20 protein-coding genes are annotated in these 26,280 nt (G+C 69.5%); 9 read left to right on the top strand and 11 right to left on the bottom strand.

Features of this window, described 5'->3' with window-relative positions:
• Window positions 1-47: 47 nt before the first annotated feature.
• A complete protein-coding gene (gene xseA / locus AB0I94_RS04500) occupies window positions 48-1,298 on the bottom strand; it encodes an exodeoxyribonuclease VII large subunit (protein ID WP_363307911.1) in 1,251 nt (416 codons plus the stop codon).
• A gap of 108 nt (window positions 1,299-1,406) precedes the next feature.
• Window positions 1,407-2,798 carry an APC family permease gene (locus tag AB0I94_RS04505; protein ID WP_363307912.1) on the bottom strand — a complete coding sequence of 464 codons (1,392 nt, stop codon included), beginning with the start codon at window positions 2,796-2,798 and terminating at the stop codon, window positions 1,407-1,409.
• 84 nt (window positions 2,799-2,882) lie between these two features.
• On the opposite strand from AB0I94_RS04505, the gene AB0I94_RS04510 reads away from it, so the two are divergent.
• Both AB0I94_RS04510 and ppgK read left to right on the top strand, forming a co-directional pair.
• Window positions 2,883-3,866 (top strand): 4-hydroxy-3-methylbut-2-enyl diphosphate reductase, encoded by a 984-nt coding sequence (locus AB0I94_RS04510; protein ID WP_363307913.1) that lies wholly within the window; start codon window positions 2,883-2,885, stop codon window positions 3,864-3,866.
• 35 nt (window positions 3,867-3,901) lie between these two features.
• The gene (ppgK, locus tag AB0I94_RS04515) at window positions 3,902-4,645 is read left to right on the top strand and encodes a polyphosphate--glucose phosphotransferase (RefSeq protein WP_363307914.1); all 744 of its coding nucleotides are present in this window, start codon (window positions 3,902-3,904) and stop codon (window positions 4,643-4,645) included.
• 25 nt (window positions 4,646-4,670) lie between these two features.
• Here the strand turns inward: ppgK and AB0I94_RS04520 are convergent, their stop codons facing one another.
• Window positions 4,671-5,330 carry a DUF6542 domain-containing protein gene (locus tag AB0I94_RS04520; RefSeq protein ID WP_363307915.1) on the bottom strand — a complete coding sequence of 220 codons (660 nt, stop codon included), beginning with the start codon at window positions 5,328-5,330 and terminating at the stop codon, window positions 4,671-4,673.
• Window positions 5,331-5,527: 197 nt separating this feature from the next.
• On the opposite strand from AB0I94_RS04520, the gene ychF reads away from it, so the two are divergent.
• Window positions 5,528-6,616: a redox-regulated ATPase YchF gene (gene ychF, locus AB0I94_RS04525; RefSeq protein ID WP_363307917.1), complete on the top strand. Its 1,089-nt coding sequence runs from the start codon at window positions 5,528-5,530 to the stop codon at window positions 6,614-6,616.
• 154 nt (window positions 6,617-6,770) lie between these two features.
• On the opposite strand, the gene AB0I94_RS04530 is transcribed toward ychF, so the two are convergent.
• The 4 genes from AB0I94_RS04530 to fusA all read right to left on the bottom strand — a co-directional run bounded on the left by AB0I94_RS04530 (window position 6,771) and on the right by fusA (window position 13,596).
• Window positions 6,771-8,714 (bottom strand): DUF2075 domain-containing protein, encoded by a 1,944-nt coding sequence (locus AB0I94_RS04530; protein ID WP_363307918.1) that lies wholly within the window; start codon window positions 8,712-8,714, stop codon window positions 6,771-6,773.
• Between the two features lie 110 nt (window positions 8,715-8,824).
• Window positions 8,825-10,870, bottom strand: coding sequence for a DUF2075 domain-containing protein (locus tag AB0I94_RS04535; RefSeq protein WP_363307919.1), 2,046 nt, complete (start codon window positions 10,868-10,870; stop codon window positions 8,825-8,827).
• Window positions 10,871-11,048: 178 nt separating this feature from the next.
• Window positions 11,049-11,177, bottom strand: a complete 129-nt coding sequence (locus AB0I94_RS04540) for a DUF6408 family protein (protein WP_363307920.1) — start codon at window positions 11,175-11,177, stop codon at window positions 11,049-11,051.
• Between the two features lie 304 nt (window positions 11,178-11,481).
• Entirely contained in the window at window positions 11,482-13,596 is a 2,115-nt protein-coding gene (gene fusA / locus AB0I94_RS04545) for an elongation factor G (protein ID WP_363307921.1), read from the bottom strand.
• A 513-nt stretch (window positions 13,597-14,109) separates the two neighbouring features.
• Between fusA and AB0I94_RS04550 the strand changes: the two genes are divergently transcribed.
• Window positions 14,110-14,790 carry an NADH oxidase gene (locus AB0I94_RS04550; RefSeq protein WP_363307922.1) on the top strand — a complete coding sequence of 227 codons (681 nt, stop codon included), beginning with the start codon at window positions 14,110-14,112 and terminating at the stop codon, window positions 14,788-14,790.
• Between the two features lie 37 nt (window positions 14,791-14,827).
• On the opposite strand, the gene AB0I94_RS04555 is transcribed toward AB0I94_RS04550, so the two are convergent.
• From AB0I94_RS04555 to AB0I94_RS04570, 4 genes are all read right to left on the bottom strand, one after another.
• Window positions 14,828-15,433 carry a response regulator transcription factor gene (locus AB0I94_RS04555; RefSeq protein WP_363307923.1) on the bottom strand — a complete coding sequence of 202 codons (606 nt, stop codon included), beginning with the start codon at window positions 15,431-15,433 and terminating at the stop codon, window positions 14,828-14,830.
• 69 nt (window positions 15,434-15,502) lie between these two features.
• On the bottom strand, window positions 15,503-16,744 hold the full coding sequence (locus AB0I94_RS04560; RefSeq protein ID WP_363307924.1) for a histidine kinase: 1,242 nt from the start codon (window positions 16,742-16,744) through the stop codon (window positions 15,503-15,505).
• 297 nt (window positions 16,745-17,041) lie between these two features.
• Complete coding sequence (locus AB0I94_RS04565; protein ID WP_363307925.1) at window positions 17,042-19,390, bottom strand: TOMM precursor leader peptide-binding protein; 2,349 nt, start codon at window positions 19,388-19,390, stop codon at window positions 17,042-17,044.
• Between the two features lie 5 nt (window positions 19,391-19,395).
• Window positions 19,396-19,575: a hypothetical protein gene (locus tag AB0I94_RS04570; RefSeq protein ID WP_363307926.1), complete on the bottom strand. Its 180-nt coding sequence runs from the start codon at window positions 19,573-19,575 to the stop codon at window positions 19,396-19,398.
• Window positions 19,576-19,920: 345 nt separating this feature from the next.
• Between AB0I94_RS04570 and AB0I94_RS04575 the strand changes: the two genes are divergently transcribed.
• From AB0I94_RS04575 to AB0I94_RS04595, 5 genes are all read left to right on the top strand, one after another.
• A complete protein-coding gene (locus AB0I94_RS04575; protein WP_363307927.1) occupies window positions 19,921-20,700 on the top strand; it encodes an alpha/beta fold hydrolase in 780 nt (259 codons plus the stop codon).
• A 26-nt stretch (window positions 20,701-20,726) separates the two neighbouring features.
• Window positions 20,727-21,374 carry a thermostable hemolysin gene (locus AB0I94_RS04580; RefSeq protein ID WP_363307928.1) on the top strand — a complete coding sequence of 216 codons (648 nt, stop codon included), beginning with the start codon at window positions 20,727-20,729 and terminating at the stop codon, window positions 21,372-21,374.
• Window positions 21,364-22,989, top strand: a complete 1,626-nt coding sequence (locus AB0I94_RS04585; protein ID WP_363307929.1) for an AMP-binding protein — start codon at window positions 21,364-21,366, stop codon at window positions 22,987-22,989. The genes AB0I94_RS04580 and AB0I94_RS04585 overlap by 11 nt, the downstream gene beginning before the upstream one ends.
• Complete coding sequence (locus tag AB0I94_RS04590) at window positions 22,986-23,897, top strand: TauD/TfdA family dioxygenase (protein ID WP_363307930.1); 912 nt, start codon at window positions 22,986-22,988, stop codon at window positions 23,895-23,897. Before AB0I94_RS04585 ends, AB0I94_RS04590 begins: the two co-directional genes overlap by 4 nt.
• A 103-nt stretch (window positions 23,898-24,000) precedes the next feature.
• Window positions 24,001-26,232 (top strand): MMPL family transporter, encoded by a 2,232-nt coding sequence (locus AB0I94_RS04595; RefSeq protein WP_363307931.1) that lies wholly within the window; start codon window positions 24,001-24,003, stop codon window positions 26,230-26,232.
• Window positions 26,233-26,280: the final 48 nt, after the last annotated feature.

Below are 26,280 nucleotides of genomic sequence, written 5' to 3' on the forward strand. Positions count from 1 at the left end.
GGCTCGTGAGCCTCGCGGGTCCTGCGCCCCGTGTCCTGCGCCCTGCCCTACTCGGCGGATGCGGCTTCCGGTGCTTCGGCGGCTCCCGCGCCCTCCAAAGTCCGTACCGTGAACTGGCCGTCGGCGACCCGTGCCCGCAGCTCTTCCCCGGCGGTCACCTCGTCCGCGGCCCGCACCACCGCGCCGTCCGGCTTCTGGAGCACCGCGTACCCCCGCTGGAGCGTCGCGGCGGGGGAGAGGCCCACCACGCGCGCGTGGGTGTGCGTCAGCTCCGACTCCGCGCGGTCGAGGAGATGCCCGAGCGTGCGGCGGCTGCGGTCGACGAGCGCCGAGACCTGCTCCTCGCGCTCCTCGATCATGCGGTGCGGATTCTCCATGGAGGGGCGGGCAAGCGCGTGCGCGAGACCCCGGTCCTCACGGTCGAGGAAGGCGTCCATGCAGCGCCGGGCCCGGTCCCGCAGCCACCGCACGCGCTCGTACTCCTCGCCGACGTCCGGCACGACCTTCTTGGCGGCGTCGGTCGGGGTGGAGGCGCGCAGGTCGGCCACGTAATCGAGCAGGGGGTTGTCCGGCTCGTGCCCGATCGCCGAGACGACGGGCGTACGACAGGAGGCGACCGCCCGCACGAGCTGCTCGTCCGAGAACGGCAGCAGGTCCTCGACGCTGCCGCCGCCGCGCGCCACGATGATCACGTCGACGGCGTCGAGCGAGTCGAGGTCCTTCACGGCCTGCACGACCTGCGGAACGGCGTGCACGCCCTGGACGGGGACGTTGCGCACCTCGAAGCGGACGGCGGGCCAGCGGTGCCTGGCGTTCTCCAGGACGTCCCGCTCGGCGGCGGAGGCGCGGCCGGTGACGAGCCCGATGAGCTGCGGCAGGAAGGGCAGCGCCTTCTTGCGCTCGGGCGCGAACAGCCCCTCCCCGGCGAGGCTCTTCTTCAACTGCTCGATCCGCGCGAGCAGTTCCCCCACGCCGACGGACTTTATCTCGACGGCCCGCAAGGACAGCTGCCCCCGGGGCGCATACCACTCCGGCTTGGCGTGGACCACGACTCGGGCGCCCTCGGAGACGACGTCCGCCACGGCGTCGAACACCTGGCGGTAGCAGGTGACGCTGACGGAGATGTCGTGCGAGGGGTCGCGCAGCGTCATGAAGACCACGCCGGCGCCGGGCCTGCGGGACAGCTGCGTGATCTGCCCCTCGACCCACACGGCGCCGAGCCGATCGATCCACCCGCCGATGAGCCGCGACACCTCGCCGACGGGCAGCGGGGCATCCGCGGACGTGTTCAAAGCCATGCACCGAGCGTATCGGCAGGGTCTGACACGGCGGGCTTCCTGTTGCGGCGCGGGGCGGCGGCCGAGCCTCTGCGCCCGCTGCCGTTCCTACGTCGCGTCGGAAGGGCCCTAGGACTCCCGGCGCCGAGCCCGCTGGCCAAGCAGCACCGCAAGCCCCACGGCGAACCAGACCGCACCCACCACCTGCGCGGACCCCGCGGCTTCGACAATCACCGCGATGGTGATCGCGGCGCCGAGCACCGGCATCAGCAGATGCCGCCACCAGCTGACCGCCCCGCCCCGCTTCCGCACCGCGAACCACCCCACCACGCTCGCGTGCAGCAGTACGAACGCCGTCAACGCCCCCACATTCACCACCGACACCAGGTGGTCCATCCCGTCGTCCCGCCGAGCCGCCCACACCGCGGCCACCAGCGTCACGAGGGCCGCGCACAGCAGTGCGAGACGAGGCGTCCCGGATTCCGTCCTCGACAGAGCCCCCGGCAGCCGCCGGTCACGAGCCATGGCATACAGCAGCCGACCAGCCGCGGCCTGCCCGGCCAGCGCGGCGAACGCCGCACCGATCGCCTTGCTGACGGCCACCAGATCGTGCAGCCAGTCCCCGACCGCCGAGTCGACCGCATCGTAGAAAGCAGACCCCTGCTTGGCCGGCTCGGCGGCCAGTTGCGCCGACGACACCGGCTCGAGGAGCGCCACCAGATACGTCTGGGCGATGAACAGCACACCGGCGAGCGCCAGACAGCACAGCACCGCCCGCGCCACCTTCGCCGAACCCCCCGTCACCTCCTCCGCGAACGAGGCGATCGCGTCGAAGCCCAGATACGAGAGCACCGCCACCGACACCGCCCCCACCACGGCACCCAGCGCGAACGCCCCCTGCGAGCCGTCACCGCTCAGCGGTGAGAGCCAGTCCCGCTCCGCCCCGTCCCGCGCCAGGACGACGATCGCGGACACCACGAAGACAAGAAGGACCACGATCTCCATCGCGAGCACGAGGAACCCGACCCGAGCGGCCGCCCGTACGCCCCACAGGTTCAGCGCCGTCGTCACCAGGACCGCGATAGCCGTCCACACCCACCGGGAGACGGAGGGCACGAGCGCCTCCATCGCGATCCCGGAGAAGAGATAGGCGACGGCCGGGATGAGGAGATAGTCGAGCATCGCCATCCACCCGGCGATGAACCCGGGGCCGTTGCCGAGCCCCACGCGCGCGTAGGCGAAGACCGAACCCGCCTGGGGGACCACCTTCACCATCTGGGCGTAGCTGAACGCGGTGAACGCCATCGCGATCGTGGCGATGATGTAGACGAGGGCCACGGCGCCGTGCGACTTGGCGTCGAGCGTCCCGAAGACTCCGACCGGCGCCATCGGGGCGATGAACAGCAACCCGTAGACGACGAGATCACGGAAGCCGAGACTGCGCCGCAGACCGTCGCCCTCGGCGGCGGTGACGGTGTGGGCGCCGCCCGTCGTGTCTGAGTTGCCGGAGTAACCGGACATCGTGCCTCCGTAAGTGAACGCAGGCCTTCAGTCTCCCCAAGAAGCCGATCTTTGACGCGCTGGGCTCGGCCTTACGATGGGGGCATGACTGCTTCGACTCCTGCCCGCCGAGTCCTGCTCGCCGCCCCCCGCGGCTACTGCGCGGGTGTGGACCGTGCCGTGATCGCCGTCGAGAAGGCCCTTGAGCAGTACGGGGCCCCTATCTATGTCCGCCACGAGATCGTTCACAACAAGTACGTGGTGCAGACCCTCGAGAAGAAGGGGGCCATCTTCGTCGACCAGACGGCTGAGGTCCCCGAGGGCTCCATCGTCATGTTCTCCGCGCACGGCGTGGCGCCCACGGTCCACGCGGAAGCCGCCGAGCGGAAGCTGGCGACGATCGACGCGACGTGCCCCCTGGTCACGAAGGTGCACAAGGAAGCCGTCCGGTTCGCCAAGGACGACTTCGACATCCTCCTGATCGGCCACGAGGGCCACGAGGAAGTCATCGGCACGTCCGGCGAGGCGCCCGACCACATCACGCTGGTCGACGGCCCCGAAGACGTCGCGAACGTCGAGGTCCGCGACCCGGACAAGGTCGTCTGGCTCTCCCAGACCACGCTTTCGGTCGACGAGACCATGGAGACGGTCGACGCCCTCAAGACCAAGTTCCCGGGCCTGATCTCCCCGCCCAGCGACGACATCTGCTACGCCACGCAGAACCGCCAGATCGCCGTGAAGAAGCTGGCGGAGGACGCCGAGCTGGTCATCGTCGTCGGCTCCAAGAACTCCTCCAACTCGATCCGCATGGTCGAGGTGGCCCTCGACGCGGGCGCGCCCGCCTCGCACCTCGTCGACGGCGCCGAGGAGATCGACGAGGCCTGGCTGGAGGGTGTGACCACGGTCGGTCTCACCTCGGGCGCCTCCGTTCCGGACGTGCTGGTGGACGGCGTCATCGAATGGCTGGCCGAGCGGGGCTACGGAGACGTCGAGACGGTGAAGACGGCCGACGAGTCGATCACCTTCTCGTTGCCGAAGGAACTCCGCCGCGACCTGCGTGCCGAAGCCGCGGAGCTGTCGAAGAAGTAACGCGGAGGCCAGGCCCGGGTCGTACGGTGGGTCTCATGCAGATCTTCGGTGTGGACATCGGCGGATCAGGGATCAAGGGCGCTCCCGTGGACCTGGACCGTGGAGACCTGGCAAAAGAACGGCACAAAGTACTGACCCCGCACCCGGCCACGCCCGACGGCGTGGTCGACAAGGTGCGCGAGGTCGTCGAGCACTTCGGCTGGACGGGCCCGATCGGCGCCACGTTCCCCGGCGTGATCACCGGCGGCACGGCGCGTACGGCGGCCAACGTGGACAAGAGCTGGATCGGCACGGACATCCAGAAACTGGTGTCCGACCGGCTCGGCGGCGTCCCCGTCACCGTCCTGAACGACGCGGACGCGGCGGGCGTGGCCGAGATGCACTTCGGGGCGGGGCGTGGCCGTACGGGCACGGTCATCCTGCTCACCCTCGGCACGGGCATCGGCAGCGCCCTCTTCACCGGCGGCCGTCTTGTCCCCAACACCGAGCTCGGCCATCTGGAGCTGCACGGGCACGACGCGGAGAAGCGCGCGTCGTCCCGGGCCAAGGAGGACGAGGACCTCAGCTGGGAGCACTGGGCGCACCGCGTGCAGAAGTATCTGGCACACGTGGAGATGCTGTTCTCGCCCGAGCTCTTCATCATCGGCGGCGGTGTGAGCCGCAAGTCACACAAGTTCCTGCCGCTGATCGAGGACATCAAGGCCGAGATCGTCCCCGCGGAGCTGCAGAACAACGCGGGGATCGTGGGCGCGGCGATGGCGGCGGCGGAGAGGGACTAGCCCCGTAGGGGGTCGCCCTGGCCGCCTACGAGGTGGGCATACGCCTCTTCGCCGAGGCCGGGGCCGCTCCCCGTGGCGCTGCGGTGACGGGGGAGACGACGCGCGCCCGACGCCGCTGCCCCATGCGCTTGACCCGGCGCACGGTCACGACGAGACCCGCGACGAGCGTCCCGGCGTACAGCCAGCCCGCGTGCAGCGCGAGCGACGTGATGAGCCCCATGAGATGACCGCCGAAGCCGCCGCCGTTGCCTCCCGAGAGAGGTACGAGCCCGACGGCGAAGGCGATCGGCGCGGCCATCGGCGCGGTGATCAGGTCGGCGGGCCGCACCCAGTACGCGGTCAGCGCGCTCACGGGCAGGAAGAGCACGCCGTACGCGACCAAGGAGCTACCGAAGAGCAGCCACAGCAGACAGGCGAGCAGGAACATCGTCGCGGCGCTGAAGAGCCCGCTGCCGAGCCCCGTGAGACGCGGGTTGGGCATCGCGCGCAGTGAGCGGTACAGCGGCAGTGCGCGCAGTCTGCGTACGACGGGCGGGACGGGGCGGCGGGGACGCGGCGCGGCGCGGTAGACCGCCGCCGCGTCGGCGGACCTGCCCTGCGGGGGCAGGTCCGCGGTGCGTCGCGGCCGGGCCGGAGGCTGAGGGCGGGCCGGAGGCTGAGGGGGACGCGTCCTGTGTTGCTCCACCGGACCAACCTAGGTCGAGCCACACCGATAATCCTGCCTGGGACACGCCCTTTGGCTGACCTTGGCCATGCGTTCGAACGGAGGGCGGTACGCCGACGAGGGCGGGGCCGGCACGCCGTAGACTGGGGGATCGCCCTACGGTCGCTCCGGCCCTCCGGGCCGTCCACCCACAGCCTCCACGTACGGGAAGTCGCAACGTGTCGCTCACGATCGGAATCGTCGGTCTGCCCAATGTCGGCAAGTCGACCCTGTTCAACGCCCTGACCAAGAACGACGTCCTTGCGGCCAACTACCCGTTCGCCACGATCGAGCCGAATGTCGGCGTGGTGGGCGTCCCGGACCCCCGCCTCACGAAACTGGCGGAAATCTTCAGCTCCCAGAAGATCCTCCCGGCGACGGTCGACTTCGTCGACATCGCGGGCATCGTGCGCGGCGCGAGCGAGGGCGAGGGCCTGGGCAACAAGTTCCTCGCGAACATTCGCGAGTCGGACGCGATCTGCCAGGTCATTCGCGCCTTCAAGGACGAGAACGTCGTGCACGTGGACGGCAAGGTCTCGCCGAAGGACGACATCGAGACGATCAACACCGAGCTGATCCTCGCCGACCTCCAGACGATCGAGAAGGTCCTTCCCCGCCTCCAGAAGGAGTCGCGGATCAAGAAGGACGTGGCGCCCAAGGTGAAGGCCGTCGAGGAGGCCCAGGCGATCCTGGAGAAGGGCGACACGCTCTTCTCGGCAGGCATCGTCCAGGGCTCGGGCCGGGAGGAGCTGCTCCACGACCTCCACCTCCTCACCACGAAGCCCTTCCTCTACGTCTTCAACGTGGACGAGGAGGAGCTGACGGACGACGAGTTCAAGGCCGAGCAGAGCGCCCTGGTCGCCCCCGCGGAGGCGATCTTCCTCAACGCGAAGCTGGAGTCGGACCTCGTGGAGCTGGACGAGGACGAGGCCCTGGAACTCCTCCAGTCGGTGGGCCAGGAGGAGCCCGGCCTGGCCACCCTCGCCCACGTCGGCTTCCGCACCCTGGGCCTCCAGACGTACCTGACGGCCGGCCCCAAGGAATCCCGAGCCTGGACGATCCCCCAGGGCGCAACGGCCCCGGAGGCCGCGGGCGTGATCCACACGGACTTCCAGAAGGGCTTCATCAAGGCCGAGGTCATCTCTTTCGAGGACCTGGTCGAAACGGGCTCGGTCGCGGAGGCACGCGCGGCGGGGAAGGCGCGTATGGAGGGCAAGGAGTATGTGATGCGGGACGGGGATGTGGTGGAGTTCCGGTTCAACGTGTGACCGGGTGAAGGCAGCACCACGCTCGGCCGTCTGAGGGCGCGCAGGTAAAAAGGGGCCGGCTCCGCGCGGAGTCGGCCCCTTCCTGGCTCAGGACCACCGTGAGTTGCTCGCTCGGATCGACCGGCTCATCGAGGACGTCGCCTGGTCCGTCTGGTCACGGACAAGAAGAGCTTGAGACCTGCGGCCGGCTATCGCTGCTGACCGCTGGGCCGTCCCCGTCGGGCAGTCGGTTCCGCGCCGGGGCGTTGGTCAGCTCCCGCAACTTTGCGCGCGTCTCGGGGTCGCTCGAGTACACCACCGTGCCGATCATTCCCCGCGTCAGCAGCACTTTGTACGTGTTGCGGATAAGTCGGTCCACATCTGCGTCCGGGGTCGACTTCTTGAAGACCGGATCCTTGGACGCCGTACGGTCAGTGACCCAGCGGTCGCCGCGCCACACCAGGTCGGGGCCGATGATGACGCCACTCCAGTCGTACTCGAAACCCTGCGCCGTATACACGCAGCCCACTTGACCGAAACCGGCGGGATCGGTCGCCCACAGGGCGGCTGGAGGTGCGCCCATGACGGACCGGTCGCCGAAGACGTTCCAGGGCCGCTCCCATTCCCCGACGATGACGTCTGCGGGCAGTTCCTGCCCGGGCGGCACTTTCTTCGTCCACTTCCAGCAGTAGCCCGCGGACATGCGCGCGCTGTAAGCCTGCGAGCGGCGCTCGTCCAAGAACGCCTCCATCTCCCGCGGGCTGTCCGCGAGCAGGAGTTGCATCTTGCCGTCGGGCTCCCAGATCACAGGACCACCCTGCTCAAGCCCCAACAGCCGTACCACCCACCGCAGATAAGCGTCGCTGCCACCGCAACGGAATTGGCTGTCCAACGGCACCACCTGGCAGCGGAGCCCCTTTTTCGCGGCGGCAGCCTTGATCTCTGCGACTGTCCCCATCTCGCCAGGCCGGACGACCTGATGCTCGTCCAGCAGAAAGACCGGGACGCGCGCCACGTCGATCAATTCCTCGATCTGAGCTTTGCCGGTGCGGTTCGACGCCGGTGTGTAGCGGTTGGCCGACGTTTCCCGCATGCGGTGGGCCTCGTCGCAGATCAGAACATCAAGGCTGTTGCGCTCTGCGGTCATGAAGCTGTTGAAGTACTTGAACAACTCCTGCACCTCACGTTTCCGGGCTCCGGCGACCCTTCTCATCGTCGTCGTGAACGAACTGGAGCCCGTGGCGTGCAGCGCTGTGGTGCCCTGCCGGAACAGCTCACCGAGGAGTGACAGCGCGATGACACTCTTGCCGGTGCCTGGCCCGCCCGTCACGACCACGACCTCCTTGTGGTCGGATCGCTTGGCGCGGCGGACAGCGTTGAGAACCGTGCGGTATGCGACCTGCTGCTCGTCCAGCAGGACGAACTGCTCGCGCTCGCGCACTTCTCGGGCGGCTACCGCCATGAGCTGCTTGGAGGGGCCGACCTTCCCGTTCACGAGTTCGTCCGCAGCCGAAGCGCCGGATTTCGCCCCCAGCTTCGAACGCAGAAAGTCGACGAACTCCCCACGCCGCCCGCCTATGAATAGCTGGCCGTACTGGTCCTGCTCAGCTTCGAAGAGCCCGCTTACGCCGAACTCAGTGGCGTTGTGCAGATAAGCGGCACCGCTGATGCGTTCCGGGTGTTCGGCCAGCGCTCCGTTGAAGGCAAGCAGATACTCGCAGTAGCCGCGTACTTGATCGACGGGGTTCAGTACAGCCCGGGTGTACGCGTCGACGCGGCACAGCGACGGATCGTCGTCGTCCGGCTCGGCGCTGCTCCACTGTTTCAGCTCCACGACGACGTAGGACGGCAGTCCGGTCTCGGGATGCACTCCGGCCAACACGGCATCGGCCCGCTTGCTGTTCAGCGGCAGTCCGTACTCCAGGAGCACCTCAACCTGGCTGAGCCCCGCGTCGTTGAGCGCGCTCGCGAGCACCGGAATGCTCCGCTCCCACGAGCGGACCTCCGACGAGCTGGGCTTGTGACCGTGCACGTGCGCGAACTGCTCCGTCAGGCGGAAAAAAAGTGCACCAGAGATGCACTCGGCGGCGACCGCGGCGGCGGAGTCGCGGAACAGCAAGAGATGCCCCCAGGCAGCACGAAGGAACTCGTGCGGGTGGGGGCATGTCCTGGATGACTCCGCTAGGCGGAGCGGAAGCCCGGCGGGCCGCAGCTACGACGGGATCAAGGCTACCTGTGCCGTCTGCGGTAGGCGGGGGGCAGCTGCGATCCTTCGGCTGTGAGCTTCGGCTGGGCCCCGTCGTAGTGCTGCATGCCGATAGCGCCAGGGATGAGCCTGCGCAGTTCATTGTGGGTCGCGGGGTCGACCGCGTAGACGACGGTGCCGGCGACGCCGCGGGTGAGCAGCACATGGTAGGCGTTGAGGACGCAACGGGTGACGATCGCGTCGTCGATCGGGCCGCGGAAGGCGGGATCGCAGGAAGCGCTCCGGTCCACCTGAAACTTCCCGTCACGGAACCTGAGATCGGGGCCGATGATGACACCGTTCCAGTCGTACTCGAAAGTCTGTGCCGTGTAGACGCACCCGATCTGGCCGACACCAAGACGATCGGTCGACCACAGGTCCGACCTCGGTGCGTTCGAGACACTGTGCTCCGGCTTCACGTTCCACGGCCGGCGCCAGTCTCCGATCTGTACGTCGTCGACGAGCTGTTCTCCGTCCGGGTTGCTCCACGGCCAACAGAAGCCCGCCGTGATGCGGGCCGTCGCCCCTTCGAAGTGGCGCTTCTGGATGAACTGCTCCATCTGCTCGGGGGAGTCGGCGACCGTCAGGGTCATCCTGCCGTCCGGCCGCCAGGCCACCGGGTCGGAGACGTCAAGGCCCAACAGCTGCTGTACCCAGCGCTGGTAGCGCTTGCTGCCGCCCGCTCGGAACGTGCCCTCCAGGTCGGTCACTTCGACTTCACAGCCCATGTCCTCGGCGAGTTCTTTGAGATACGTGGCAGTGCCCACCTCGTCCGGGCGGATCGACTGGTGATCATCGAGCAGGAAGATCGGCACCTTGGCGGCCCTTATCACTTCGGTTGCCTGCGGCCGGTCGTCGTCCCGAAGAGCCTTCGGCATCCAGCGGTACGTCGAGCTGCGTCGCATCCGGTGCGCTTCGTCGCAGATGAGGACGTCGATGCTGTCCGGCGGGGTCTCGCTGAAGCTGTTGAAGTATCTGTACAGCCTGTTGGCTGCGCTGCGCTTGTCCGCTGTCCGCCCTCGACGGGCCGTGCTGAGCATGATCTCGCGCAAAGTTTCCGTGTACGCGTGCGAGCCGCTGGCCAGCACTGCTTCGCGGCCCTTGAGCCCGAGGGCGCGCTGCAGCTCCAGGGCCACGGCGCTCTTTCCGCTGCCAGGGCCGCCCCGCAGGATGTAGACGCGCTTGACGCCCGGGTCGGGGGCGGGGCTGTGGGCGGCGTCAGCGTCGTAGAACAATCCGACGTCGAAGCCGGTGAAGCGCGCGGTCTTCTCCAGGTGCCGTGTGATCCGGTCGAACGCGACGTACTGCTCGTCGAGGAGCGTGAGGCCTCCGCCGACGACAGACCGCTGACGGGCCACATCGGTGACTTTCAGCAAGGGGTCCTGGCGGGCCTGCTCCAGTGCGGATGCGGCCCGCTCACCGGACGCGGCTGCGAATCGTGAAGTAAGGGCCCTTCGGAATCGGTCCAGATCATCAAGTGTGTAGAGGAACCCATGGTCGGTCTCGGGCAGTCCGAACAGCGCCTCCACATCCGCGTCACGCGCGTTGTGAAGCAGTGCCACGCCCGTCAGCTGGTCATCGTTCGCGCGGAGATGGGGCAGGTATCGCAGCATGTACTCGCAGTAGCGTTGGACCTGCCGCACCGGATGCAGCTTGTTCTTCCCGTCGCCGAAGCCGAGATCGACGGCGATGGGGCACAGAGGGTCCACCGTGGCGTGCCGTACCTGCTTCAGCTCCACCGCGAGGTAGGAATCTGTCCCCGTACCAGGGTGCCGACCGCACAGCACCAGGTCGACTGCGGAGTTGGTGTGCGGCAGGTCGACCTCGACCTGTACCTGGACTTCATCGAGGCCGCACTCCAGCAGAGCCGTGATCACCACCGGAACGCTGTTGTCCCAGGAAGCAATATCGCCTTGACCGGCCGCTCCTCCTTTGATCCGGGAATGCTCGTGGATCAGCTGCTCAGTGAGCGGAAGGTGCGCCGAACCGGGCCGGGCAACGATGAGTTGGCCGAGCTCGGCTGCGGACATTTGCAGGAGCACGAAGGTTCCCCAGGCACGAGATGACTCGTGCGGGTGGGGGCATGTCCTTCGTGACTCCACCGAAGCGGAGCGGAAGCCCGTCGGGCCGCAATGACAGTCCGTAGATTAACTCGGGCTGTGGCGCGGTGAGGGCGGGCCCCCTGGAGGCCCGCCCCGCCGCCCCTGATCAACCGAGGCGGTGCACCACAGCCTGCGCAAGCATCCACACCAGGTTCGAGCCGAAACTCGCCGTGATGCCCACCAGGACATCACGGACCCAAATGCGGCGCTTGCGCGTGTACTCGACGGCAGCCATGAAAGGCGTCCCCTTCGGTTTTGTCCGTGACGGACGCCGGATGGCTCCCGCCGGGAGCACTCCAAGGGGCCACGTCACCGAACCAAAGGGGCCTACGTCTCCGCAGGTCACGTCGCGTACATCCTCCAGGGAGGAGGCGCGGTGCTGACCAACGCTAGCTCATGACGGGGAGCCCTGACCAAGGAATTGGTACCGAGGGAGCCTCGTCAAGCCAACGGCGTACGGCACTTCGCTCCCCGCGGTCGCGGTCGCGAAGGTACGAGCGGGCCCTGCTCACGCGAGCGGAGCCCGCCCAGCCCACTTCCTACCGCCCCAACGCCCCCACCGGCACCCCCGCATACCCCAGCGGCCGAGTCGTGAAGGTGCCTCTGCCCTGGGTGCGGCTGCGCAAGCGGGTTGCGTAGCCGAAGAGTTCGGACAGTGGCACCGTTGCCGTGAGTGTGGCCGTGCCGGAGCGTGTGGTGGAGTTCGTGACGTGGGCCCGGCGTGCTGCCAGGTCGCCCAGTACGCCGCCTACCGCGTCCTCCGGCACCGTTGCCGTCAGCTCCACCACCGGTTCCAGGAGTTGAAGCGTCGCCGCGCGTAGTGCCGTGCGCAGTGCCAATCTGCCCGCCGTTCGGAACGCCATCTCCGAGGAGTCCTTGGAGTGGGTCGCCCCGTCGGTGAGGGTGACCCGCAGGCCCGTCACCGGGTGGCCGCCCAGGGGGCCCTCCGTGAGTGCGTCCCGGCAGCCGGCCTCCACCGCTCGGATGTACTCCTGCGGAACCCGGCCCCCGGTCACCGTGGCGTCGAAGGTGAAGGTGGGCGTCGGGCCCGGCTGTACCTCCAGTGGTTCGACGTCCAGCACCACGTGGGCGAACTGGCCTGCACCTCCGTCCTGTTTCACGTGCCGGTACACCAAGCCCCGCACGCCGCGCACGACCGTCTCGCGGTACGCCACCTGCGGGCGGCCCACGCTGACCTCGATGCCGTGGGCGCGGCGGATCTTCTCCACCGCGACCTCCAGGTGCAGCTCACCCATGCCGGAGAGCACCGTCTGGCCCGTCTCGCGATCGACCCGTACCGCCAGCGAGGGGTCCTCCTCGACCAGGCGGGCGAGGGCCGACGAGAGACGTCCCGTGTCCACGCTCCTGCGTGCCTCCACCGCCACCGAGACCACCGATGCCGCCACCGCGGGAGGTTCCAGGACCAGAGGCGCCGCGGGGGAGCAGAGTGTGGTGCCGGCGCTCGCCTTCTTCAGACCCACCACGGCCACGATGTCCCCTGCCGTCGCCCGGTCCAGCTCCGCGTGGCGGTCGGCCTGCACACGCAGGATGCGGCCGATCCGCTCGGTGCGGCCCGTGCCCGCGTCCATCACCGTCTCTCCCTTCGTGATCGTTCCCGAGTACACGCGCACGTACGTGAGCCGTCCCGTCGCGGTGGCGTTCACCTTGAACGCCAGGCCCGCGAAGGGCGCCGTCGGATCGGCGGGCCGCTCCTGCTCCGTGTCGCCCAGTGTTCCGCGTACCGGCGGAACGTCCGTCGGGGACGGCAAGTACGACACGACCGCTTCGAGCAGCGGCTCGATCCCGCGGTTGCGGTAGGCCGAGCCGCACAGCACCACCACTCCCTCACCGCTGAGCGTGAGGTCGCGCAGTGCGGCCCTCAGGGCGGGGGTGGTGAGCGTCGACGTCGTGCAGTACTCCTCCATCGCCGCCGGATGCAGCTCCGCCACCGCCTCCTCCAACTCCCGCCTCCGCGCGTGTGCGTGGTCGGCAAGGGCCTCGGGGATACGCGTCGTCTCGTACGTGTCGATGCCCGGGTGCCAGAGCAGCGCACGCATACGCAGCAGGTCCACCACCCCGGTGAACTCGTCCTCCCGCCCGATCGGCAGCTGCACCACCAGCGGGACCGTGTGCAGGCGCTCCCTTATCGACGCGACCGCCGTGTCGAGGTCGGCTCCCGCCCGGTCCAGCTTGTTGACGAACGCGATCCGCGGTACGTCGTACCGATCGGCCTGCCGCCACACCGACTCGCTCTGCGGTTCTACGCCCGCGACGGCGTCGAACACCGCCACCGCACCGTCGAGCACGCGCAGCGAACGCTCCACCTCGTCGGCGAAGTCGACGTGCCCGGGGGTGTCGATCAGGTTGATCCGGTGTCCGTCCCAGGCGCAGCTGACCGCCGCGGCGAAGATGGTGATCCCGCGGTCGCGTTCCTGCGCGTCGAAGTCGGTGACGGTCGTGCCGTCATGGACCTCACCTCTCTTGTGGGTGGCGCCGGTCAGGAACAGGATCCGTTCGGTGACGGTCGTCTTGCCCGCGTCCACGTGGGCCAGGATGCCGAGATTGCGGACGAGGGAGGAGGAAGGGGGCCTCTGGCGTCGTGCGTTGGGGGTGGCGTTGATGGGGGTGTCGGGGGTGTTGGTGGTGGTGCGCATGGCCCTGGGCCTTTCGATGTCATGCGGGCGGGGCAGCGCGATTTCCGGGCGGGACTGCTCTGGGAACCAGGCGTCGGAAGCCACGGGCTCACAGGGTGAACCGGTGGTCGTGGATCAGGTGTTCGCCACGGAGACTCAGTGACGGCCGCGCAGCCGGCACCGCACGCGCGAAGACACCAGGATCACGTCGAACCGCGTTCGGGGAGCGTCGGCAGCTGTGCGGTGACGCATGGCCCTGCTCCCTCGCTTGGCTGGTCATTCGGGCGGCTGATGAGTGGAGTTTAGGCAGCCGGGTCCTCCACCGCACCGGAATATCCCGGCCCCCAGTTCGCTCCCGCCCGTCCTCAACTCCTGGGCCACGGCACCGGCGGGGCTACAGCGTCTCGTCGGGCTGGTGGGCAGCCCCTCCCCGAACCGTGAGGGGATCACAGGCCCGGCATGAGTTCATGACTGTCGGGATGCCTCCACGCGCCTTCACAGTGGACACTCTCAGACACTGCGAGGAGAGCGCGCATGGAGGCCACGATCGACCTGCTGGAGCTGCCCGGCGGACGGCTGCGGCATCTCTGGTCGCTCCGCGAGGACGTGGTGGTCGAGTCCGACGCGCTTACGGGGTCCCTGGTGCTCACCTGGGACCAGGGCACCGCCCGCATGGCGAGCCCGGAGCCCACCGTCCTCGAGGTGCTCCGGCGCATGCAGTTGGGCCCCGTTCTTCTCGGCAACGCGCTGGTCGACGACGGCGAAGCGGGCCGGGTCCGGGACGCGAAGGTCTACTTCATGATGCGGCCGGTGTTCGGGCGCTTTCCCCATCTGCTGGTCCGCACCCTCGGGCTGGACGGCCTGAGCGGTCCGCTCCTCTCGATCGCGCCGCTGGCCGACGTGGACGGGGCGTCCCCGGCCGATGCGGGCGGGGCGTCCCTGGCCGTCGTGCCCCTGGATCAGACGCGGCCCATTCGGCTGTTCCTCGGGCTGTCCTTCGCGTTCGACCCGCTCACGGCCACCTTCGAGTCCCGCACGGCCTCGCACCGCCTGATCATCCACCGGCAGGAGGCCATGATGGTCTTCGCGCTCGCCCTCGCCCGCCCCGTGACGCTGAAAGCCATCACCGCCGTACTGCCGCTGCCCGGCGACGTGACGGAAGGCATCCTCTGCTACCTGGCGGCAGCGGGAGTCGCGGCCCAACTCCGTTCCTGAGCAGCCCGGAGGCCGCTCACAGCCGCCCGGAGGCCGCTCACAGCCACCCGGAGTCATTGGCGATGCGGATGGCGTCCACCCTGTTGCGGGCGTTGAGCTTGGTCACCACGGTGGTCAGATAGTTCCGTACGGTCCCCACCGACAGGCGCAGTCGCTTCGCTATCTCACTGGCGTCCGAACCCTGTGACGCGAGGCGCAGCACCTCGGTCTCGCGGGAAGTGAGCGGACTGTCCGCGCTGCCCCACGCCGCCAGCGCGAGTTCCGAGTCGATGACCCGCTGGCCGGCCGCCACTTTCCGTACCGCCTGGGCGAGTTCTTGCGGCGGGGCGTCCTTGAGCAGATATCCGGAGACCTTGGCGGACATCGCACGGCGCAGGGTGCCGGGGCGGCCGAGACTGGTGAGGATCAGGGTGCGGCACTGAGGAAGTCGTTCGTGCAGCTGCTCCGCCGCGCTCAGGCCGTCGAGGCCGGGAAGATCGATGTCGATGATGGCGACGTCCGGCTGGAACTCGCGGGCCGTGGAGAGAATCTCGTCGCCGCGTTCCACGCTCGCCACGACGTCCAGATCATGTTCGAGGTTCAACAAGGCGACCAATGCGCCTCTCAACATGTACATATCCTCGGCGAGCATTACACGGATCATCGATAGCCCCCCATGATTACCCGTATCGCGAACCCCCGTTGTTGCTCGCGGCCACATGTTATCAGCCGCCTAGAACGCGCCATTCGGATTCATTCGCCCGATTTTCTGGGATTGTTCCGCGCTGTTTCGGCCGAAGGCCTGGGCGGGCACCTCGGCGACGAGGCGGAACCAGCCCCCGCAGTCCGGGGGTATCTCCTTCTCGCGTTCGGTGATCAGTCTGCCGCCGATCTCGTCGAGCCGCTGTTTCAGGTTGCCGAGGCCGTTTCCGCTGTCTGGCGAGGCGTCGTGGTAGTCGTCCACCACACCGTCGTTGATGATCGTCAGCCGTGCCGTTCCATCGTCGACCACCGCGGTGATGTTGCAGCGTGACGCCTTGCTGTGGCGCAGCAGATTGGTGACGCCCTCGCGCAGGACCGTGGCGAGCACCGTGCCGGCCTGAGGGCTTATCTCCTCGATGGCGGGGGCCAGGACCACCTGGACCTCGACCTCCGCGGCGTCCAGCACCGACTTGGCCGACGACACCTCGGGGACGAGCGACATGTCGCGGTAGCTGCGGGCCACCCTGCGGACGTCGCCGAGCGCCTGCCGGGAGATGGCGAGGACTTCCTCCACCTCCTGGTCGGCGCGGGGGTGCTGGGCCCGGATCAGCCGCTGGAGGAGTTCGCTCTTGAGTACGATCGCGGAAATGCTGTAGCCGAGGAGGTCGTGCAAGTCTCGCGCGAGGCGCAGGCGTTCACTGGCGACCGCCATCCTGGCGATCTCGGCGCGTGCGGCGTACACCTCGTCGACGAGGGACGAGAGACGGGACAGGCCGTAGATCACCAGGCCGGTCAGCAGGGTGCTCTGGCACATGTAGACGAGGTCGACCACCGACATCCCGGCGACGATCCCGGGGACCAGCAGGCTCAGCCCGGTCACGCCGTAGAGCGGCCAGGCAAGGCGGGGCGGCAGCAGGAGCAGCAGCGAGCCGCCGAGGAAGCCCGCCATCGCCCCCCACAGGATGCCGAAGAAGACCAGGGGCAGATAGGTGAGAAGGGCCTGGGCGCCAAGGGTGGCGGCCTTCGCCCAGGGTGAGGCGCGGTCGGCTCCGTGCTTGGAATGCACGAGTTGCAGGCCGAAGACGGCAAAGAGCGTGACGAGTCCGGTGATGAGCTCGGGTGTGGAGGGTTTCTGGCTCAGCAGGTTGATCGCGGTGATGCCGAGATAGCAGATGAGCGCCGCCAACAGGATGACGTGGGCCAGCCGGGGGGCAGGCCGGGGGCTCCATCGGGAACCAGCCACGTCAGACGTGTCCTTGGTGTCGCTGTGCATCCTCGAAGTGCTCCTCTTCTGCCAGGAGAGCGTACGAGAGCGCGCCTTCTCGGGCGCTCTCGAACCCCGGGCCCGTGGTATTCGGCCACAACGCTCGTCCAGCAGACCTTACGTGGGATGGCTGCGCATCAGTCCCTTCCCGGGAAAACCGTGCTTTCGCATGAACACGCGCGCAGAGGCTCGGACTTTGCGTTGTGCGGCACCCGGGGAAATGCCTCTCCCGCACTCGTGACGCGAGAACACCCATGACGCGCGAACACCCATGACGCGCGAACACCCGTGACGCGTGAACTCGTGTCAGACGAAGAGTGGGATCGGGTTGAGTTCGGCGTACGGCGTCGGTTCCGCGATCCGGCCGAGCGCGACGGGAACGTCGTAGAGGCGTCCGGGCGCGTATCTCGCCCAGAAGTGCCGGAGTCCGGGAACGACGACCTTCACCACGGGAAGGCCGATGTCGGGACGGGTCTGGTCGAGCACGAGCAGGTCCATGCCTCGCGAGGCGAGCAGGCCGGTGGCCGCCGAGAGGTCGTCCCGAAGGTCGCTCCTCGCGGTGTAGTCCCAGGAGTGGGGCGCCCTGGGGGCCGTGCCGGGCTCGGGGGTCAGATAGGGCTGGGTGACCGTCGTCTCGTGCCGCCACCAGTTGACGGCTTCCGGCTGGTCCACGCGGTAGCCCGAGCCGTCGGGGCGCGCCCCCGAGACGGCGGGCAGGAGCTGGCCCATCTCCGTCAGGGCCCGGCGCAGCGCGACACGGGGATCGAGGTGGGCGCCGAAGCCGAAGATGATGTCCTCGGACGGTTTGTCGGTGCGGCGCGAGAGGGCCACGACGACGGGGATGCCGAGGTCGGACGTGAGGTCGAGTGCCCAGATCTCCCGGTTGAACCTGCGGTAACCGTCGCGTAGTCGGTCGATGTACGGCTCGGCGAAGGAGTGCAGGTCGATGCCCGGCTGAGGCGTGCGGTTGTACCACCACAGGGCCACCGCGTCGCGTTCGACCAGTTCCAGGAAGCCCTGGAGCACGGCGTCCTCGAAGCTGCTGCCCGCCGCGTTGCCGTTCGAGTCGGCGATCGGCTCGTGCGGGGAGACCGTGTCGGCGGGGAAGTACAGCATGCTGGTCGGAAGGAGCCGGTGCGTGCCCGTGGCCAGGGACCACAGGGGGGTCCAGTCGACGGGGCGGTTCTCGTCGAAGCGTTCCGGTACGTGGGTGAAGGGCGAGCGGGCCGCGTTCCAGCGGGACCGGTCGCGGAACTGCCGCTCGTCGTACAGCTGGCAGGAGTTGGGGTGCAGGGCCACGTCGCCGAGGCCGTGGAAGGTGTCGCGCACCACCGCCTCGTCACCGCGCCGCGTGCCGCTGTACCGCTCGACGGCCTCGCCCAGCGCGCTGACCTTCGCCTCCTCGGCGGTCAGTCCCTTGCCGCCGCTGAGCGAGCGGAGCCCGGCGCGCAGCCCGGACAGGGTGCCGGCCTCCATGGCGAGGTTCTGGCCCGACACATAGGCCTGGGTGAAGTCGGGGGCGCCGGGAGCCCGGCGGATCTCCTTCACCACACCGGTGACCGGGCCGACCAGGTGGCCGTAGCGCTCCAGCATCCGCGCGGTGTCCAGCGCGCGGTGCCCGCCGCCCGTGCCGTCCGCGGACTTCGGGCGGCTGCGCGGCACGGTGGGCCGCCAGCCGCGCTCGCTCATGAGCGCCGGGTCGCCGCACGACGCGCACTGCGGGAGGCGGGACACCGGGTGGGTGGCGGTCTGCAGCGTGAGGGTGTCGAGGGTGCGTACGGCGCTCTGCTCCGGACCGCGCAGACCGCTCGCCCACTTGACCGCTTCGAGCACCGCGGCCTGCACGGCGAGGGCCCGCCCGGTCGGCAGGTCGGCCGCGGGTCTGGCCACCGGGTGGTCCAGGCGCAGGGCGCGCTGCAGGGGCAGTTCGGTGGTGCGGTGGCCGCGCAGCCGGGTCGCGAGGCAGGACCAGCAGGGCCCGTCGTCGGGGCGGAACACCGGCCCGAACCAGGGCTCGGGGCCGCCCAGGCGTACGAGGAGCCAGGGGCGTCCCGTCGCCCGGTGCTCGGCGTCCACCTCACGCAGGCCGGGGGAGAGATAGTCATCGCACAGGACGAGGCTGAGGCAGGAATCCTCCGCCGAGTCCGTGATCCGCAGGCCCGAGGCGGCGCAAGCCTCGCGGACCCGAACCTCGTCGGCGAGACCGGACGACCCGGAAGGACCGGACGACCCGGAAGGACCGGGCGACCCGGAAGCACCGGACGCCCCGGAAGGACCGGGCGCCGTCACGATCCGCACGGCCGCCCGTGCCGCCTCCTCTGTGGCGCGGGCGCCGTCCAGGCCCGCGAGGTCCCAGTACGCCTCGGCGGCCCGGTCGGCCGGTGACTCGTCGGCCTGCTGCCGGAAGCGGAGCAGCCCGGCGTCCGTGAGGACCCGCAGTGCGTCGCCGACCTCCTCCGTCGTGAGGGAAGAGGCGGCGGCAAGGGCGACGGCGGCCGGTGTGCGGGTCCCGTCGAGCAGGGGGGCCAGGGCCTCCGCCTGCGCCCCGCGCAGCGCCGTGATCCCGGAGTGCGACACCAGATAGGCCGCTTCTCCGGGGACGACCGCGCAGCGCAGATGGCTCTTGAACTCGACGAACGCGGTCTGTTCCCCCATGGGCGTCATGCGTGGGAGAGCTCGGTGACCGTGCTGGTGCCGGACAGGAGTGTGCAGAAGGTGAACAGGGCCACCGAGTCGTCGGCGCCGGCGTCGAGGTGGTCGACGACGAGTGCGGGGCGCGGGGAAGTGTGGCTGTCCGCTGCGGCGGGAAGCGTGTGCGCGCCGGCAATGATCTCGATCATCAGTACGTTCCTTTTCGGTCTGGGGAGGCGTTCTCCGTTGCCAGGATCCTCATACGGGGAAAGCGTCCGCAGAAAGTGAAGGGCTCATCAGTGGGGGGTGAGACTTTCCCATGTGTCACCTTCAAATTTCACTCGAGGACCGTCGCAGAACCCCTGCGGTAATCGGAAACCTCCATTCACCTTCGCTCCACCGAATGGCAGGGGCTCTTCTGGAGGATTTGATTCCGGAGTTGTGATTTCTTCACGGGTGTGACGTGGTCACATCCCGGGGCAGAGAAACCCACCCCGGACGCCGGTACGCACCCACTGTTTCCGGCCCCGGCCCGAATGGAATCTTCGGTGTCCATGAGGGCCACCGAGACGCCGTACCTGCCGCAGTCGGCACACACCGCCGCCGCCGGGCCGAACCTGTTCTGCCTGCCGTGTGCGGGCGGCGGCGCGTCCGCCTATGCGCGGTGGCAGCGGGAGCTCGACGTGCTCGGCGCCGGCGTCCAGGTGCTGCCGGTGCAGCCGCCGGGCCGTGAGGAACGCGCCCACGAGCCGAGGTTCACCGACCTCGACGCTCTGGTGGAGGAGATGGACGAGCAGCTGGACGACGCTCTCTCGCGGCCCCACCTGCTCTATGGGCACAGCATGGGCGCGTTCATCGCCCACGCGCTGACCCTGCGCAGACAGCGCCGGGGTGCCGTACTGCCGCGGGCGCTCGTCCTCAGCTCCCACCGCGCGCCCCACATACCGCCCAACCGGATCCTGGACCCGGCGGCGGACGACGAGGAACTCGCGGCCCGCCTGGCCGAACTGGGCGGAATCCCACCGGAGCTGGCCGCGCGGCGCAGATTCCGTCAGCGCTTCATGCCGCTGGTCCGGGACGATCTCAGGCTCTGCTCGGGGGTGGTGGAAGAGGACGAGATCGAACCGCTGCGGGTGCCTCTGCGCCTGTTCGTCGGGGAGCGGGACCGGCTGGTGCCGGTCCACAAAATGGCCGCTTGGTCGGAGCACGGAAGCCGGGGGGCCGAGCTGCGCACGATGCCGGGCGGACACTTCTTCGTCCGCTCCAAGGAGAGCGCCTTGCTGGAAGAACTCGCGGCGGTGCTGCGCGAGTTCGGTGCCGTACCGGCCGAGTAATCCCATTCTCGAAAGGAACACGGAACGTGAAGATAGTGATCGCCCGGCGGGGGACGCCGGTCTGGCTGGAATCCGCATCGCTGGTCAGCAGGGTGTTCGGGACGAGTTTCGGGGCGCGGGTCTCCCCGGATCCGGATCAGTTCATCGCGTACGTAGGACGGAAGGACGGCGGCCCCGACGAGGTGGAGGCCTGCATCGGGATCTCCTTCCCGGAGAACGGGCCGGTCTTCCTGGAGCGGTACCTGGACGGTTCGATCGAGGACGCGCTGTGCGAGGCGGCCGGCCAGGACGTACGACGGCATCAGATCGTGCAGCTCGGCAGCGTCGCCTCGGTCGCGAACCTGGCGGGGGCGGAGATCTACCGCGCGCTGCCGCTGATCCAGGCCTGCCTGGGCCGGTCGTACGCCGCCATGACGATGACCAACCGGTCCGCGGCGCTGGCGAAGCGCCTCGGCCTCATCACGCACCGGCTGTGCGACGCCGACGGCACCCGCCTCGGCGCCGAGGAACTGGCCCGCTGGGGAACCTTCTACGACCAGCGGCCCGCGGTGCGCTGGGGACGTCTGGCCGATCACTCCCAGCAACTGGTCACGGGCGTCGAACGCTACGCACTCGACTCCGTCGACATCCGCCTGCTCTCCCAGAACCGAACGGAGCTGACCCGTGCTGCCTGACGTCATGTCGCACACCACGTCCCTGACGGCCGGGCTCCTGCGGCGCGCCGAGAGCGACGCGGCCATGGTCGAGGTCCTCTCCTCCACCGGCGGGCCGGGAGTCCGCCACACCTACCGCGAACTCATCGGCGCCGCCCGGGTGTTCGCCAACGACCTGCGCCGGCGCCAAGAAGCGCTCGGCCGTCCCGTACGGGTGGGGCTGCTCGCCGACAACTCCGCGCAGTGGGTGGTCGCCGACCTCGCCGCCCTGTTCGCGCGGGCCGTGGAGATCCCGGTCCCCATGGCCTTCACCGCCGAACAGGCGTCCTCGCTGCTCGCGGACGCCGACCTCTGCCTGGTCGACCCGCGGGGCGAGCGGTGGCTGGAGCGCGCCACCGCCCAGGGGGTCCAGGTCCTCCCCGCGGGCTGTGAGATCGTCGGGATCGACCTGCCGGGGCTCATCGAGGCCGCTGCCGACGCCCGACTCCCGTCGATCGACGCCGAGATCGCCGCGGCGGAAGCGGCCGGCGACACCGTCGTCAAGGTGGTGCACACCTCGGGCACGACCTCCGCGCCCAAGGGCGTACGGGTCAGGCTGCACGGAATGGAGGCACTGCTCGCCTCACTCGGCGGCCGGGTGGACGACGCGGTCTTCGCCCGCTATCTCTCCGTGGTGCCGCTCAGCCTGCTCATCGAACAGGTCGCCGGGCTCTACATGCCCTTCCTGAACGGTGGCAGCGTCACCTTCCTTCCGCCCGGCACCGCCCTGATCGGCACCGTGGCCGACGCGGGCCCGCGGATGCTGTCGCTGCTCCGCCAGGCGCAGCCCACCGCCATGGTCGTACCGCCGACCGTCGCGGGCCTGCTGCTCGCGCTGTGCGAACAGAACCCCACGGAAGACCTGGCCCAGCGCAGGCACCGGCTCTTCGGCCACACCGGCCCCGTCTTCATCGCCTGTGGCGGCGCGCCCGTCTCCCTCGACGTACTCGAGCGCCTCGAAGCGTTCGGGATTCCCTTGTACGAGGGGTACGGCCTGAGCGAGAACACCTCGGTCGTGGCCTGGAACTTCCCCGGACAGTTCCGGTTCGGCACGGTGGGCAGGCCGCTCGACCACGTACGGGCGCGGCTCGCGCAGGACGGCGAACTGCTCATACGGAGCACGTCGTTGTTTGCCGGATACACCCAGGAGGACCCCTCAAGCGTGGTCGTCGACGACCAGGGGTGGCTGCACACCGGTGACCTGGCCACCATCGACGACGACGGCTACATCCGGATCACCGGCCGCAAGAAGAGCCTGGTCATCACGGCCGCGGGACGCAACCTGTCCCCTGAGTGGGTCGAGGCCCGCTACCGCGAACTGGGCTTCGTGCGCGAGGCGGCCATCGTCGCGGACGGCCTGGACGAGGTGCTCGGCCTGTTCGTGATCGACGCCGGCACGGACCGTGTGGAAGCCCGCCGCCAGATCGAGCAGTTCGGCGCCGGGAGCCTCTCCGCCATCGAACGGGCCACCTCCGTACGCCTGCTGGCCGAGGACGACCCGCAGTACGCCACCTTCTTCACCGTGACCGGGCGCCCGCGCAGGGACGCCGTCCGTGACCTGCTGACTCGCACCGCACCCGAGGAGATCACCGCATGAGCACGGCCCTGAACACCACTGCGTACGGCGCCGGCGGCGGGCTGCTCGTGACGCCCGCCGAGCCGGGCGCCCTCTCCGGCGTCGACCCCGAGGAACTGCTCGGCCTGCTCGCCGAGGCGGGCTTCCTCCTCCTGCGCGGCTTCGCCGCGGACATGGCCTCCTTCACCGACCTGGTGCAGCGCACCTCCACCTCCACCACCCTCGACCCGGCACGCGACTTCTACTCGGAGGTCGCGCAGAAGGTCGACGCGGGCCTGGCCGAGGTCGGCCTGCACACCGAGAACGGCAACAGCCCCTTCCGCTCCCACCTGGCCTGGTTCTTCTGCGAGAAGGCGGCCGAGTCCGGCTCCCAGACCACCGTCTGCGACGGATACCGGGTGTGGGAGGAGCTCGCCGACTCCGTACGCACGGCCTTCCTCGGCCAGGACATCGTCTACAGCAGGCACGTCGCCGAGCCCCAGTGGCGCGCCATGGCCCACCACCTCACCGGCAGGCCCGCCGAGGAGATCGCCGTCGACGAGCTCGTCGCCCTCGCCGCGTCGATGCCCGGCACCGAGGTGACGCCCGAGGGGGACGGCGGGGTGCGCTACTCGTTCCGCACACCGGCGGCGGGCCCGACCCTGTTCGGCGAGCGGATCTCCTTCGCCAACAGCATCCTCGGCCCGTCCTTCAACTACGAGAAGCCGCGCATCACCTTCGCGGACGGCAGCGAGCTCTCCGACGAGCTGCTCGCCGCCGTCACCGAGACCACCGGCGCCCTCACCGAGAACCTCGACTGGGCCGACGGGGACGTCGCCGTCATCGACAACACCCGGGTGATGCACGGCCGCAGGGCCATCACCGACCCGCGGCGGACCATCTACAACGCGCTGAGCTTCGTCCGCACCACAGAGCCCGTGGCCGCCTGACCCGCGCCGCCCCAGCGGCGGCGCGTCCGACCGGCGGAGGCCGGTACCCGCCCCCGGCGCCGGCCTCCGCCCCCGTACCACCGAACCTCGAAGGTGATCCCGCATGTTCTCTGCCCTGGGCTCCGCCCTCCACGCGAAGCGGAGGCTGACCCTGTACCTGGTCATCGGCCTTGCCGTGCTCTCCGCCCTCTTCGGCGGCACCCTGCAGAGCAAAGTGACCAACGGCCTCGCCGACTACGACGACCCCACCGGGTCGCACACCGTGGCCCGCAAGGTCATCCAGGAAGCCACCGGCATCGACACCCAGCAGGGGTACGCGCTTCTGATCCGTACGGATGAGGCCATCGAGCCCGGCGGGCCGCAGCCGAAGGCGGTGACGGCGGGCATCGCCCTCCTGAAGGAGCGGCCCGAGGTGAAGCGGGTCGTCGACTACAAGTCGGCCGGCGACCCGGCCCTGATCTCCGAGGACTCGCGCTCCACCGTCCTCATCGGCGCCGTCAGGCCGATGAAGGACAAGGAGACCAAGGACGCCGAGAAGGCGTTGCAGAAGGCGATCGACGCCGACCCCGCGCTGCGCGGCCACGCCCACCTCGGCGGGCCGACCATCGGCATGGTCCAGGTCGGCGAGGTCACCACCAAGGACCTCTCGACGGCCGAGGGCATCGCCCTGCCGGTCGTCCTCGTGCTGCTCTTTCTGGTCTTCCGGGGGCTGGTCGCGGCGCTGCTCCCGGTCGTCGGCGCGATCTTCACGCTGCTGCTCACGATGGCCGGGCTGCGCCTCGTCACCCTCTTCGACAACGTCTCCACCGGTGCGCTCAACCTGGCCTTCGCGCTTGCGCTGGGACTCGCCGTCGACTTCGGGCTGCTGATCGTCTCGCGTTACCGCGACGAGCTCGCGCGGCACGGAGCCGGGGCGCTCGCGCTGCGCCGCACCATGGAGACCGCGGGACGCACCGTGCTGTTCAGCGGTCTCACCGTGGCCGCCGCGCTCGCCGCGCTGCTCGTCTTCCCCCAGCCGTATCTCCAGTCGATGGGTATGGCGGGCGTCATCACGTCGCTCGCGGCCGTGCTCTTCGCGCTGATCGCCCTGCCGGCCGTGCTCGCGCTGCTCGGCGACCGCGTCAACTCCTGGGCACCGCGGCGCTGGCAACGCGCCGTGCGGGCCGAAGGCACCGAGGGCCAGGGCGACCCTGCCGTCAGGCGCTGGCGGCGGATCGCGCAGCTGGTGATGCGCAGGCCCGTCGTCGTCGCGGTCGGTGCCACCGCGCTGCTGCTCGCGCTCGCGTCCCCGATGCTCGGCATCCGCTTCACCGGCGCCGACGCGTCGGCGCTGCCCACCAGCATCAGCGCCGGGAAGGTCTCGGCCGCCATGCAGGACGACTTCGCCGCGCCCGCCACCTCACCGCTGCGCGTCGTCGCCGACACCACCGACGGAGGCGAGCTTGACGCGTACGCCCGGAAGATCGCGCGGGTGCCGGGCGTCGAGGCGGTCGCGAAGCCGGTACGTCTGGACGCCACGCATTGGGAGATCGACGCCGTCCTGCGGGGGGAGCCGCTCGGCACGGTCGCCAAGGACGCCGCCGGGCATGTCAGGTCGCTCGACGCGCCCACGACCGTACGGTTCACCGGGCAGACCGCCGACTTCCTCTCGCAGAAGGACGGCATCCGAGACCGGCTGCCGCCGGCCATCGGCGTACTCGCCCTGGTCACCCTGCTGCTGCTCTTCGCCTTCACCGGCTCAGTGGTCCTGCCGTTCAAGGCGCTGTTGATGAACACCCTGTCGACCGGGGCCGCGCTCGGCTTCCTCGTCTGGGTCTTCCAGGACGGGAACCTCGGCTTCGAGGCGCAGAGCGGCATCGAGTCCACCACTCCGGTCCTTGTCTTCGCGCTCGCCTTCGGACTCTCCACGGACTACAACGTCTTCCTGCTCGGCCGGATCAAGGAGGCGAGGGCGGCCGGCCTCGACGACCGCGCGGCGGTGGCCGAGGGCCTGGCCCGCACCGGACGCATCGTGACGTCGGCGGCGCTGCTGTTCTGCGTGGCGGTGGGTGCTCTCGCCCTCTCGCGTCTGGTCTTCGTCAAGGAGCTGGGGCTCGGCACCGCGTTCGCGGTCATCCTCGACGCCACGGTCGTCCGCGCGCTCCTCGTGCCCGCCCTGATGACGCTGCTCGGCGGCGCCAACTGGTGGGCGCCGAAGCCACTGCGCCGACTGCACTCCGCGCTGCGGCTCGACCGCATGGAGACCTCGGAGGACACCTCGGCGCGGCCCGGACCCGGCGACGCGGGAAGCAGCTCGGGGCAGAGCGGCCGGGAGGAGGTGGTGAACAGGGCCTGAGACAAGGACAACTCACCGGCTGGGGTTGCGGGGAACCACACAAGGGAG

Origin of the sequence: Streptomyces sp. NPDC050147 (assembly GCF_040660195.1) — a bacterium.
In the GTDB taxonomy this organism is placed as follows: domain Bacteria; phylum Actinomycetota; class Actinomycetes; order Streptomycetales; family Streptomycetaceae; genus Streptomyces.

Excerpts from the sequence above, each read along its gene's own strand:
- xseA (WP_363307911.1), bottom strand. The coding sequence starts at position 1,298 with ATGGCTTTGAACACGTCCGCGGATGCCCCGCTGCCCGTCGGCGAGGTG.
- AB0I94_RS04505 (WP_363307912.1), bottom strand. The coding sequence starts at position 2,798 with ATGTCCGGTTACTCCGGCAACTCAGACACGACGGGCGGCGCCCACACC.
- AB0I94_RS04510 (WP_363307913.1), top strand. The coding sequence starts at position 2,883 with ATGACTGCTTCGACTCCTGCCCGCCGAGTCCTGCTCGCCGCCCCCCGC.
- ppgK (WP_363307914.1), top strand. The coding sequence starts at position 3,902 with ATGCAGATCTTCGGTGTGGACATCGGCGGATCAGGGATCAAGGGCGCT.
- AB0I94_RS04535 (WP_363307919.1), bottom strand. The coding sequence starts at position 10,870 with ATGTCCGCAGCCGAGCTCGGCCAACTCATCGTTGCCCGGCCCGGTTCG.
- AB0I94_RS04540 (WP_363307920.1), bottom strand. The coding sequence starts at position 11,177 with ATGGCTGCCGTCGAGTACACGCGCAAGCGCCGCATTTGGGTCCGTGAT.
- fusA (WP_363307921.1), bottom strand. The coding sequence starts at position 13,596 with ATGCGCACCACCACCAACACCCCCGACACCCCCATCAACGCCACCCCC.
- AB0I94_RS04550 (WP_363307922.1), top strand. The coding sequence starts at position 14,110 with ATGGAGGCCACGATCGACCTGCTGGAGCTGCCCGGCGGACGGCTGCGG.
- AB0I94_RS04555 (WP_363307923.1), bottom strand. The coding sequence starts at position 15,433 with ATGATCCGTGTAATGCTCGCCGAGGATATGTACATGTTGAGAGGCGCA.
- AB0I94_RS04560 (WP_363307924.1), bottom strand. The coding sequence starts at position 16,744 with ATGCACAGCGACACCAAGGACACGTCTGACGTGGCTGGTTCCCGATGG.
- AB0I94_RS04565 (WP_363307925.1), bottom strand. The coding sequence starts at position 19,390 with ATGGGGGAACAGACCGCGTTCGTCGAGTTCAAGAGCCATCTGCGCTGC.
- AB0I94_RS04570 (WP_363307926.1), bottom strand. The coding sequence starts at position 19,575 with ATGATCGAGATCATTGCCGGCGCGCACACGCTTCCCGCCGCAGCGGAC.
- AB0I94_RS04575 (WP_363307927.1), top strand. The coding sequence starts at position 19,921 with ATGAGGGCCACCGAGACGCCGTACCTGCCGCAGTCGGCACACACCGCC.
- AB0I94_RS04590 (WP_363307930.1), top strand. The coding sequence starts at position 22,986 with ATGAGCACGGCCCTGAACACCACTGCGTACGGCGCCGGCGGCGGGCTG.
- AB0I94_RS04595 (WP_363307931.1), top strand. The coding sequence starts at position 24,001 with ATGTTCTCTGCCCTGGGCTCCGCCCTCCACGCGAAGCGGAGGCTGACC.